Here is a 12,233-nt window from a genome sequence, read left to right on the forward strand (position 1 = left end):
CTATAAATCTATTAATTACGAAATTCTTACAGTAACAAAATAGAATGATGAATTATAAAATCTTTCTTTATTTTTCTTCATCATTTATGATATTTCGATACTTAATTATTGCTACCTCAGTTGTGCTACTTAGCCTGATTTTTAGCTTAACTTGCGTTTTCAGTCTAACAGTCAGGCTCGATAAATACAGATAAGAAATTTGACATACTCCCAGGCGTGAAAGCACGGGGATTCTAGGCTCAAACAGCGATTGCAGGCGTAGCCCGACTTACATCACCTAACCCGATGGTTGATGCCCCAACCATTTCAATCACTTGAGATGCGTTCTCATCCCTTGCGTTCACGGATTGGCAATATGGGCAACGCCATTCTCTCATAGATAAATCCAACTCTTCTAGAACATGGCCACAACTAGCGCAAGTCTTACTGGATGGATACCATTGGTTGATAAACACAACCAATTTATTTTTCTTCTTAGCAACCCATTCCAGGATTTGTAGAAACTCGCCAAACGCCAGATCCGATATTTTCCTACCCCAAAGACGTTGCATTCCCTTGAGATTTAAAGTCTCAAAACAGAGAATATCAAACTTATCTGTTAGTTCATGGGCTAGATTCCAAAACCAGTCACGCCGACAATTAGAGATGTCCTCATGTTTGCGGACTAAATTCTTCCTTGCTCTTTCTCTGTTGGATGAAGCTTTTAGCTTTTTGGAATGCTGTTTACTGGCTTTTTTGATGGCGTTCAGGGACTGCTTGAAGAATTGGGGAGACTCAATTTTAGTGCCGTCTGAGCAGGTAAGGAATGTTTTCAATCCAAAGTCAAAGCCAGCGATTTTACCTGTCTTGATTTCAACTTCTGGAATACCACCATCATCAACGACCAAAACCATAAACAATTCACCCAGTGGAGTGCGTTTAATCGTTAGGGTTTTGACCGTTCCCTCAATCTCTCTAGACTTCCAAAATTGATAAACTCGACTACCAATTTTTACTCGGTTTCCACCCAAAAACTTATAACCTGCTTGTTTGAGGGTGAATGATTTGTATTTTTTGACCTTCTTAAATCCTGGCGGACGAACCCCCTTTTTATTGTGTTTAAAAAATAATTGGTAGGCTTTTTCAATGCGTTGGCAAATATCTTGTACCGCTTGAGAACCTACTGATTGCCAGAAAGAATTACGCTTTCTCAATTTGGCAATATGAGACTGAAGTTTTGCACAGTTTAAATGCTTGCCAAACATCCGGTAGTACCGTTTATGCAGGGCAATGCAATGGTTATAAATCACCCCAGCAACGTTAATCGACCGCTTGAGATATTTATTCCTCTTGTGTTCGTACAATTTAAACTTCAGTGTTTTCATGTTAATATCATACCATGCACTGACGGCAATATGACGGCATGAAGAAATTGACAATTAGATGTTCAGAAGAAGAATATGAAACACTTGTGGAGTATTGCTTAGAGACAAATCGCACTCAGAATGATGTACTTAGGGAATTTATTCGGAAGTTAAAGAAAAGCCGTCCTAGAAAGACGGGGCTTTAGACCCAGTTTTTTGGTAAAAAAATGTGATTAGTTACCCTGCATATATGTAGCAGTATTAAGAAGGTTAGAGGTAACAGATGATAGGTTAGAGGTATATTAAGGCGAAATAACTTTAAATCCAAGAGTTAAACCACATTCTGAGGCGATAAAGTTCGATTTTCAGTGGTAAACCTAAATAAATCGGCAACCAAAACACAAAAGCCACCAAAATAATTACAGAAAGGCTGACACCGATCGCCTGCAATGGATAATAATAACTCCGTAGGCATTGATCTACAAACCAAGCGATCGCGAGAAATGCAAATACCACAGCCGTCATATAGTGGTAAATAAACGCGCAGCGCGATACTCTCATCCAAGGTACTAAATTAGTGGCATAATTTACCACTAGGTACAAAGCAATCCAGGTATCGACAGTAAAGTTTTTCGGTAAGGTAAATTGTTTTTTTTGCTGCAAAAACATTACCATTGAAACAATGAGCATTCCGATTAAAAATAACATGGCAGCAACACTAAACCACCATAAAAAAGGATTGCCCATTGCATGAACATCATAAATAATTTTTCCAGCATTCGCAGGTAAATCTGGCCCCAAAACAGGCAATGGCTCATGAATACTGTAGGCAGTTTTGTAATAATATGCCATTGGTCTGATTAACAACGGCCATTTATACCAAGCAGCGCAGTAGGGATGCACGTTAGCATTATTTCCCCCCAACCGTTCATGAAAACTCAAAATTTGCTTGTGGACTTCAATAAATCCATATTTGGTATCTAGTTGTAAATGGGGAATCCAAATCAAGCTATAAACAATAAGTGGGATAACTCCTAAAAATAATATTATTTGCCAAGCATAGATTTGAGTGAGCTTTTGTAGTGGTGATTCAGTCTGCTGATGAATTTCTTCAGAATTATGATTGATTTTTTTGCCGATTATTTGCCATATCCAAGCAAATAGCCACAAACCATAAACACCAGCTAGAAAAAATAAACCATTCCACTTGGTCGCAATTGAGCAACCAAAAGCAATACCAGCAATAATTAAAAATAATTTACGTTGTTGTTTTTGATGATTTAAGGCTAAAAGAAACAACCAATGCCCTAATAACCCAAATATTACTATATATATATTGATGAGTGCATAACGAGACTCAACAATAAAAATGCCATCAACAGCAGTAAATAACCCAGCAATTAAAGCAAAGCTACGCCGTGAACTTAGTTGATAAGCAATCCCAGCATTTAATAAAGGGATAAATGAACCTAAAAAAGCATTAATCCAACGATAATCCCAAGGCGATCGCAGTGAACCCGTAAGTCCATTCATACTCTCATACAAAAATTTTACATGGCTACCCAGCCATATACCGAGAGCAATGATCAGTTTTCCCAATGGTGGATGACCATCGAAAAAGGGAACATGGGTAAGATAGTTATTTCCAAACTTAGCGTAGTAAACTTCATCAAAGACTAAGGTGTTAAACCTGTCTAGTCCCCAAAACCTGACAGCGAGTGAGAGTAAAAAGATACTCACTAACCCAATGCGAAACCAGTTTTTACTCATTAGTCAATGGTCATCAGTCAATAGTCTTTAGCTATTTTCCCCTTTGTGTTGCTTTCTGTGGAAAAATTTTTTAAGGTGAGCATTGACAACCCTGATAGTACTGAATAATGCCAACGTAAATTTGATGAACCTCTCCCCAACCCCTCTCCGACGCGGAGAGGGACTTCAAGATTAATAGTTTTGAAAGGTGAAATGAAGCTTTCAAAGGAAACCCGCGCAACGCAGGGGCTACGGTGTACACACAAATATTCGTGTGGTGCATCTGTCCCGCCTCGGAATGAATTCCGCGTCTCATAGCGCAAGTCATCTTCAGATGACTCAACAAGAAACTCATTCCAGTCCACTTGAGTGGACTTTGGCTATCAGCCTGGAACTTTAGTTCTAGGGGGGATGCGTTTCATAATGCCTATTTTCAACTTATATGTACAAGGTAGCCTTGCAGAGGAGAGGTTTGGAGAAGGGTTTTGATTAACCTAATATTAAGCGATCGCAAATTCTGAATCTTGTCGCAGTTCCTCAGACCAAAATCCCAACACAATCTGATTTTTCGGTACGCCAGCATTGACGAGTTCTTTAGCAATTCCGTCTTCCGTACCGTCACGCTGAATCCAAATCTTACCATCAATAATATCAACGTGAATCAGACAGCCGTGAACCCGGCGAGTTGCAGTTGGCGAGAGTTCTGGTACTGGTTCTCGACCTAAAATCATCACTAAATATCGGTCTTGTTCTTTATCAAAGATAGTTTCGTGTTGAATATTACCGTAAGAGTAAGGAATTTTTGTATGTTCACTCAGAATACGGCAAATTAGCTGTCTGTATTGTTCCAACGTACCCATCGGACGATTACCTCCCGTTTTGGATGAAAATTTTCATAGTAGCGGTCTCTAACTGGCATACCTGGCTTAAGCTATAACTCTAAAAACAGGAAATATGTTGTATTGCAATGTCAAGTTGTGGCAAGATGATCTCTCTTAGGAGGACAGAGGCAAGGTAATCCTAAAAATTTTTCAAGATGTCATCTACAGCGACTGAGTAATTCGCTTTGGTATCGAGAAATGTCAGCTTGATTTACAACCTTGTTACCTTCACGTCTAGCCATCTCTTGACTGACTCTATCAAAACAATCACTTCTTGATTCACTGCTAGATTCAGAATTGCTGCCTTTAAAAATACTGCAAGCTCCGAAGCCTGCGACTATCAAAAGTATCAACATAATCAGGGCATCTTTCTGCACTGATTTTTCATCTTTATTCATAGAGCCACCAAGAAGACTTCTATTTTTAGTAAACCCATCGCAGCAAAGTAAATATCACTTCCTCAAAAGTTTTTCATTATGATTTCATCAATTTATAACAGAGACGTTGCATTGCAACGTCTCTACTTTAAGACTTATGCAAGAACTCTCTCAAACTCTTATAACTTCGTGTCCTTTGCGTCCTTTGTGGTTCGTTTCTTTATACTTATGACTTACGCCAAATTCCCAAAAAGCTTAGTTTGTCGAACCGCCAAGTCGCATTAGACGCACAAGCGGCTTCCCGCAGGGTAGAACGCCAAGAAATCATAGAGTGTGTGTAAGTCAAGTCCTCAACTTTATTACTTTACTTAAGACTCAGGATTTTCTACTTTTGCAATTTCCAGCATTGTTTTTAATACCGAATCAGGATTTAGACTAATCGAATCAATTCCTTGTTCAACTAAAAACTGAGCAAATTCTGGATAATCGCTGGGTGCTTGTCCGCATATACCGATTTTCCGGTGGCGTTTTTTGGCGGCTTCAATGGCCATTTTCACCATTTGCTTGACGGCGGGACTGCGTTCATCAAATAATCTGGCGACTAAAGCTGAATCTCTGTCTAAACCCAAGGTTAGCTGTGTCAAATCATTGGAACCTATAGAGAAACCATCAAAAACATCAGCAAATTCTTCTGCCAAAATTACATTACTTGGTAACTCACACATCACATAAACTTGCAAGTTATTTATACCTTGTTGCAAGCCATTTTCTGCCATCTCTGATAATACTAACTTTCCTTCTTCGGGCGTGCGGCAAAATGGAATCATCGGGATGACATTTGTTAAACCCATTTCATCCCGGACTCGTTTGATAGCTTGACATTCTAAGGCAAAAGCAGCTTTATAACCTTCATCATAATAACGTGCGGCACCACGCCAACCCAACATCGGGTTTTCTTCATTCGGTTCAAATTGTTTACCACCTAATAAATTGGCGTATTCATTACTCTTAAAATCTGACATTCGCACAATCACAGGTTTGGGATAAAATGCGGCGGCAATTCTGGCTATACCTTGGGCTAATTTATCCACAAAATACTGTGGTTTATGATGATAAAGTGCGGTGATTTCTGCTATTTGGAGTTTGACTTTTTCATCTTGCAATTGGTCGTAATGAATTAACGCCATTGGATGAATTTGAATTTGATTAGCAATAATAAATTCTGTCCGCGCTAAACCTACGCCGTCGTTGGGAATTGCAGATAAGCTAAAAGCCTCCTGGGGATTACCAACATTCATTAAAATTTGTGTACGGGTGCGGGGTAAGTTTTCTAAGGGGACTTCTTTGACTTCAAAGGGTAACAAGCCAGGATAAACTTTACCGTCTTCGCCTTCAGCACAGGAAACGGTGACTTCTTGACCATTTTGCAAGACTTGTGTCGCATTCCCGCAACCAACGATCGCCGGCACACCCAATTCTCGTGCAATAATCGCTGCATGACAGGTACGACCACCCGCATTGGTAATAATTGCACTGGCGCGTTTCATAATTGGTTCCCAGTCGGGGTCGGTTCTCTCGGTAACTAACACATCCCCTGGCTGGAATTTATCAAGGTTGTGAACATCGACAATGACACTCACTTTACCTTGGCTGATGGCTTCACCTATGGCGCGTCCGGTAACTATAGGGAGTGGGGAGTTGGGAGTGGGGAGTTGGGGGGAATTTTGCCCATTCCCTACTCCCGATTCACTATTCCCTAACATTAGGCGATAGCTGCGTAAGACATTGCCTTTTTTCTGTGACTGCACAGTTTCAGGACGCGCTTGCACTATAAATAGTTGATTGGTAATGCCATCTTTTGCCCACTCAATATCCATTGGGGTGTAATTACTGTGGACTTGGGAATAATGGTCTTCGATGACGCAAGCCCAATGCCCTAATTGTAAAATTTCTGCGTCATTGAGGGCAAATTTGGTGCGATCGCTTTCCGAAACCGGGACATTTTTGGTTAACTTGCAATTATCATCTGATTTAACTGTTAATGTATGGGCATTGTCAGCAGCACAAGCAACTAAATCAATTTCGGAAGCTGACACATAAATCATTTTGATTTCTTTACTGCCCAATTTTTTATCCAAAATCGGCCGAAAACCTGTTTTTAATGTGGGTTTAAATACTACATATTCATCAGGATTCACTGCACCTTGGACAACATTTTCCCCTAAACCGTAGGCGGCGGTAATTAAGGCTGCATCTTTAAATCCGGTTTCGGTATCAATTGAAAACATCACCCCAGATGTAGCTAAATCAGAACGCACCATTTTTTGGACACCAACTGATAAAGCTACATTAAAGTGATCAAATCCTTTTGTATGACGATAAGAAATAGCGCGGTCAGTAAATATAGAAGCAAAACATTTATGACAAGCTGTAATTACTTCATCAACACCAACAATATTTAAATAAGTTTCTTGCTGTCCGGCAAAACTCGCATCAGGTAAGTCTTCCGCCGTGGCGCTAGAACGAACTGCAACATCGGTTTGGGTTTGATATTTATCACATAAATTTTCGTAGGCTTGGGCAATGGCTTGGCGTAAATCGTTGGGGAATGGTGTGTGTAATAATAGCGATCGCGCTTTTTCTCCACGTTCGCGTAAATTGTTCACATCCTCAACATTTAAATCAGCAAAAAGTTGCCGTAATTTACTTTCTAACCCAGCCGATTGAATAAAATAACGATAAGCATAAGCTGTAGTTGCAAACCCCGTTGGTACATTCACACCTTTGGGGGTTAATTGTTGAATCATCTCTCCCAAAGAGGCATTTTTTCCACCTACTAGGTGTATGTCTTGAATGCCCACTTCATCAAACCAAAGAATCAGCGATTGTTCTTTAGAAAGTGAAGACAAAATTTGATGAGATGCTGTAACCATAGTTGTTACCTCCCCATATAGATACTCTGAATTAATGAGCTTTAAATTTTAGTGATTAATTTCATATCTCGCACCCAGCAGGCATTTCGGCGCTGATTTAGCGTCTGGTCTATCTTGTTGGTGCTTAATAATTCCTTTGGGATCACGATAACAAATAAATTCAGATTTTGGGTAAGATATGCAGCATTCCTTAAGATATTGCTGGCAATTTCTCCAGGTATTGCAAGCATTCGCAACTCTCTGAGACTATGAGAAAGAATGTAAAGAAAAATAAAGAGACGTTGCATTGCAATGTCTCTAGTAAGGTTTGGCATAGATGTAATATTTTCATAAAGTATGAAGTTAGCGAGTTTGATTTCGCCGTGGCTGACTGGAGGAGGTAACACTATTGGATGGTTGTGTACGAGTCACAGCAGAACCGATCATTAGTGATGGCGATCGCGTATTATTAGTTTTGCATCCTACCCTGATACCTGATGAATCCGAATGGCCTGTCGGGGGTTTTTGGTCTTTTGGCGGTTCATATCCAGCTAGTACTATTTGATTCATCCCTAAGATAATACTTAAAACACAAGTTGTGCAAATCTTTTTCTGCCAAAAGTAGTAATTTTCTGTCTGAAATACTAAAGATTTAATCATCATTTTTCTCCGTCAGTAAATTACTAAAAAATCAAAAATCTATTTAATATTCAATCCAAGCAATTCAGGTCTTTTCTACTTAAATTATATTAGAATTTAGGCTGGTTATATAGCTGTTTAGCAATTTTTAACCAATATATTTAGGGGGACACCTAAATATATTGCAACCTGTAAATCATTAAATTTATCAAAACAAAATTCATAATTCTGAATTAACTTATGTGTAAATAAGAAGAATTCAGAATCGATTAGTATGGGATTCAACCCTACCACTAATTGAAGACCACTAAATCAGGAATTTAGTGAGGGTATTAAACCAACTTATTCATTCGCTAGTCACACATAATTCTATTTCTATAAATAATAAACTCATCAGACTGGAAATAGAGGCTATACAAACAAAGCCTGCTTTTGCAGGCTAATTATATGCTTCTTCATATAGGAATACGATTTGATTTCTGAATTTATTTGTGTAGGTAGGGAATAGGGAATGGGGAGTCGGGAGTAGGAAAGAAGCCTGATCTGAGTGTACTGATTTTTTTCCCAAATCAAATATGAGTCCTATATTGATTTAGTATGACTTAGGAATTTTTCTTAAATACCAAAAATAAAACTTATTCATAGGCCAAGATAACTCACACAGAGTTCCTCTCGGAGAAAGTGGAATGCGGCGAAATTTTCCTTTAAATTGTCGCGCTAAATTTCTAAACTGTTGTGTTCCGCGTCCTTCTATCGAAGAGTTAATTCCTAAACCATCATCGATAATACTTAAAGTGTACCAACCTTCCGATGCTGAACAAGTTACTTCTAAGCGGGTGACTCCTGTGGCGTGTTTACCGACATTACATAAAGCTTCTTCTAAAAACCGACAAAGGTCACGCTTATGATCAAGATTTAAGCAGCGTTCATTTATTGGTTCAAAATTTCTGATTTTAACTTTGATAGTTTTAAAACAAGGTAACTCTCGCTCTAAGGTAAAATTATAAACTTGGTAGAGCAGCTCATGTAGAGGGTCACGCAAATTTAAAACGATGTTTTTTCCTAAATACAAGCTAGTTTCTTGGTCTATTGGTTCTCGTTGTAAAAATTCATAAATTCCTCGTAAATCATAGTTCAATTTTTCCAGTTCTTTTTCAAGTTCGATGAGTAATTCATTAACTGGTAAGTCGTTATCTCGCACTAATTTTAAAACTTTAGCGAGGCTTTGTAAGGGGCCATTATGAATTTTGGCAAATGTGCGTTCAATGATGGCTTGTCTGACTCTAATTCCCGAACCTAAAGCTTGCTCATATTGATATAAAGCTGTAATTTCCATACAATTTAAACTTAAAACCAAAAATGCAGGAATTAACGGAACCCACCAACCAAAAAGCAGCAAGAAATAACATAATATCAATAAGCTACAACTCGCAACAAGCACAACTAATAAACTAAGTAAAGGTGATTTTGTCAGCCTGGCGATCGCAATTCCAACTAATCCCCAACTAAAAATCCATAAATATTCCCAACCTGCTGACCAAGTATTTAAAAGCGGTCGAGAGTCAAGGACGGCGCTGATAATTTGGCTAACAACGTGTGCTTGAATTTCTACGCCATAAACGCGCCCTGGTGGAGACTCCAAAGATTCAATTGCAGAAGTGGGAATAAAATCTTTCCGACTGGGGGAAGTGATACCGATAATTACAATGCGATCGCGTATCCAGTCTGGGTTAAATTGATCATTTTTCAGTGCGGATAAGGATAAAAAGCGAAAGCGGTCTCGACCACTGCGAAAATTGAGTAAGACTTGCACTCCTCCCGCATCGGTTCGCACATATCCCCCAGAATTGGGGAAGACTCTGGGTATCTCGGTGTGACCAAATCTAATCGCCGCGCGATCGCGTATCCCATTTTCTAGATGAAGCTGATAATGATTTAAATATGCTGCTGCTAACTTAAGAGACAACGAAAATTTATAGCCTTGATTGGTAGGCGTACCTAATAAACTACGGCGTAATTTACCATCACTATCCATAATTTGATCAGCAAAACCAATTTGTTCTGGTGACAATGCTGGTGGTGGTGCAATTTCATCAGGTAATACTTTATCAATTCCAATAATATTTTGAAAATTTTGCAAAACTGCGACTAATTCATTATTACCGGGATTTATTGGTGTATCTCGATAAATATCCAGTCCAATAACTCTTGGTTGATAAGTTTGCAATTTTAATAACAACTGTGCTAAATCATGATCTGAAAACGTAAAATCTGTACCATTATTAATATCATCTTCATTAATGCCGATCAGTAAAATTCGTTCATCTTTGGGTTCTTCAGGGCGTATCCGTAGCAAACTATCAAAAGCCAGCCACTCTAAAGATTGCATCACACCAGACAGACGAGCAATGATCACTAATCCAATAACTGCAATCCCTGGTAATATACCTACACGCCAAATACTAATTTCCTGTTTAATTTTTTTCCAATGTTCAGGCTGCATAAACCTTCGCTTGCATTTTTGCTGTTGATTAGCCCTGAACTTTAGCAGGTTGATTTATCGCCTTTCTTACCTAAGATACAAATAACAATAATTAATCACATTAGACACAGAGCAACTTCCCGTATGGTTAGACACAGATTAATCCCAATAAATTTGTATCTCAGCAGACTGGAAACCGCTATAAATCAATTTATAGATATCAGAATAGGGAACAAAGAATCAACAATGATTTTTATCTACTTTTTAACAAAAATACTCTTAGAGATTTAATTTATCCTGTTCAGTATTAATCAATTAAACCTTCTTCTCTAGCTTGCATTTCAGTTTGAATACGGATATTCTTACCGTCTTCAGGATAGACATTTAACGCATCTTGTAGTTTACTCCAGTAATGACGCACCATCCTCTCAGAGATACACATCCGTTCGGCAATTGTTTTATCTTGCAATCCTTCTTCAAATGCTAAAGCTAATACCCTCAGCCATTCTGGTTTAACTTCTAATACAGAATGGATACCTTTAATATCTTTTGTATGTGTTAAACCTTGCAAAGCCCAATCAACTCTCGTGAGCATTTCTTGGGTGGAAAGGCTTTTATCTGCAACAGTAAAACCTCCTTTATGACTGTCAATATCAGGTCTAATTCTCACTAAAGTTCTCACATTAGCACTCTGTACAACAATATTTAAGTGCTGATAATTTTTCATCAGAGTTCGCAACAGTTGAACTCCGATATCGGGTCTGGCTGTCATCCCTGAGTTATCAGGAATCGACAAATCCATCACAATTAAATCTGGTTGTACAGCACTAATTTGATTGAGTGCATTCTTAGCATTTACCGCAATCAGAAATTCAGCATCGGGGTAACGCTTTTGTAATACATTAACAGTTCCAGCTAAAACTGATTCATGATCATCAATTACTAAAATTTTGAGTAATGCTTTCTCTGTTAACGCTTGTTTCATAATCAATAACCCACTAATTTCCGAAGTCACGATTAACTACATCAAGCACAATCAATAAATAGGTTTCTCATATTATAATTATATGACTTATTACGCATATTTACGCAAATATTACATATTCTTAATCTAAAAACATTTAGTGACACAATTCAGCGAAACAGCAAGCAAGTTTCCACAAATCTTACCAATAAAATTCACAGGTAATGCTGAGATGATGCTGACGATAAGAACATTTCCCAGAAGTTAAAAATTCAAAGCTTTCGCAGAGATAATCTAATTCTTTTAATGTAGAATAAAACCTCACAGTGGATAGATCAGGATATGTGATATGTACCCTGAGTTGAGCTAAATATGTTTGTTGTTTGAGGCTGATCAAAATAGATGTATTAATTGCACAATTGGGCAAGATTAAGATAAGTAATTCTTCTAAAGACCGCAGAACTATTAAACTGCGTTCAACTGTCTCAAATCGCCAGTAGGCTGGAATATCTAAATGGAATTGGAGATGAGAATTTGAGGTTAACCAAGGTTCTAATAAGCACTCAATTGCTAAGGGTAGGCTATCTTGAATATAGGTAGGAAATAAGCGATCGCTCAATTGCATGAGAGCATGATGAAAGTTATCAGCTTGTTGGAGATATTCATGAGTTTTATTGATTGTCAAATTTAAGTTATCCTGAGTTAATAAATCTAAACTGCGCCGAATTGCGAAGGATTCTTGTAATAATCCATCACGAATTTCTTTAGCCTCTAGATAAAGTTTCAGCGATTGTCGAGCAAACCACCATTGCAATGCTTGTTGAAATTTAGAAAAGTTTTTGACAAACATTAACGATGTGATAACGTATAGCAGCACCAATATAAT

The 12,233-nt window shown here is 38.2% G+C and carries 10 protein-coding genes; 1 reads left to right on the forward strand and 9 read right to left on the reverse strand.

Features of this window, described 5'->3' with window-relative positions:
- Positions 1-239: 239 nt before the first annotated feature.
- The 6 genes from H6G28_RS06505 to H6G28_RS06535 all read right to left on the reverse strand — a co-directional run bounded on the left by H6G28_RS06505 (position 240) and on the right by H6G28_RS06535 (position 7,669).
- On the reverse strand, positions 240-1,364 hold the full coding sequence (locus tag H6G28_RS06505) for an RNA-guided endonuclease InsQ/TnpB family protein (RefSeq protein ID WP_190669798.1): 1,125 nt from the start codon (positions 1,362-1,364) through the stop codon (positions 240-242).
- Between the two features lie 297 nt (positions 1,365-1,661).
- Positions 1,662-3,113, reverse strand: coding sequence for a dolichyl-phosphate-mannose--protein mannosyltransferase (locus tag H6G28_RS06515; RefSeq protein ID WP_190669802.1), 1,452 nt, complete (start codon positions 3,111-3,113; stop codon positions 1,662-1,664).
- Positions 3,114-3,592: 479 nt separating this feature from the next.
- Positions 3,593-3,952, reverse strand: coding sequence for a XisI protein (locus H6G28_RS06520; protein WP_190669804.1), 360 nt, complete (start codon positions 3,950-3,952; stop codon positions 3,593-3,595).
- A gap of 179 nt (positions 3,953-4,131) precedes the next feature.
- A complete protein-coding gene (locus H6G28_RS06525) occupies positions 4,132-4,371 on the reverse strand; it encodes a hypothetical protein (RefSeq protein WP_190669806.1) in 240 nt (79 codons plus the stop codon).
- Positions 4,372-4,718: 347 nt separating this feature from the next.
- On the reverse strand, positions 4,719-7,283 hold the full coding sequence (gene ppsA / locus H6G28_RS06530; protein ID WP_190669808.1) for a phosphoenolpyruvate synthase: 2,565 nt from the start codon (positions 7,281-7,283) through the stop codon (positions 4,719-4,721).
- A 41-nt stretch (positions 7,284-7,324) separates the two neighbouring features.
- Positions 7,325-7,669: a hypothetical protein gene (locus H6G28_RS06535; protein ID WP_190669810.1), complete on the reverse strand. Its 345-nt coding sequence runs from the start codon at positions 7,667-7,669 to the stop codon at positions 7,325-7,327.
- A gap of 2 nt (positions 7,670-7,671) precedes the next feature.
- Between H6G28_RS06535 and H6G28_RS06540 the strand changes: the two genes are divergently transcribed.
- Positions 7,672-7,827 carry a hypothetical protein gene (locus H6G28_RS06540; RefSeq protein WP_190589742.1) on the forward strand — a complete coding sequence of 52 codons (156 nt, stop codon included), beginning with the start codon at positions 7,672-7,674 and terminating at the stop codon, positions 7,825-7,827.
- A 666-nt stretch (positions 7,828-8,493) separates the two neighbouring features.
- Here the strand turns inward: H6G28_RS06540 and H6G28_RS06545 are convergent.
- From H6G28_RS06545 to H6G28_RS06555, 3 genes are all read right to left on the reverse strand, one after another.
- Complete coding sequence (locus H6G28_RS06545; protein WP_190669812.1) at positions 8,494-10,404, reverse strand: sensor histidine kinase; 1,911 nt, start codon at positions 10,402-10,404, stop codon at positions 8,494-8,496.
- Positions 10,405-10,690: 286 nt separating this feature from the next.
- On the reverse strand, positions 10,691-11,368 hold the full coding sequence (locus H6G28_RS06550; protein ID WP_190669813.1) for a response regulator transcription factor: 678 nt from the start codon (positions 11,366-11,368) through the stop codon (positions 10,691-10,693).
- A gap of 181 nt (positions 11,369-11,549) precedes the next feature.
- Complete coding sequence (locus H6G28_RS06555; RefSeq protein ID WP_397329181.1) at positions 11,550-12,224, reverse strand: hypothetical protein; 675 nt, start codon at positions 12,222-12,224, stop codon at positions 11,550-11,552.
- Positions 12,225-12,233: the final 9 nt, after the last annotated feature.

The sequence above is a fragment of the Nostoc sp. FACHB-190 genome (assembly GCF_014696905.1).
Classification (GTDB): Bacteria; Cyanobacteriota; Cyanobacteriia; order Cyanobacteriales; family Nostocaceae; genus Nostoc_B.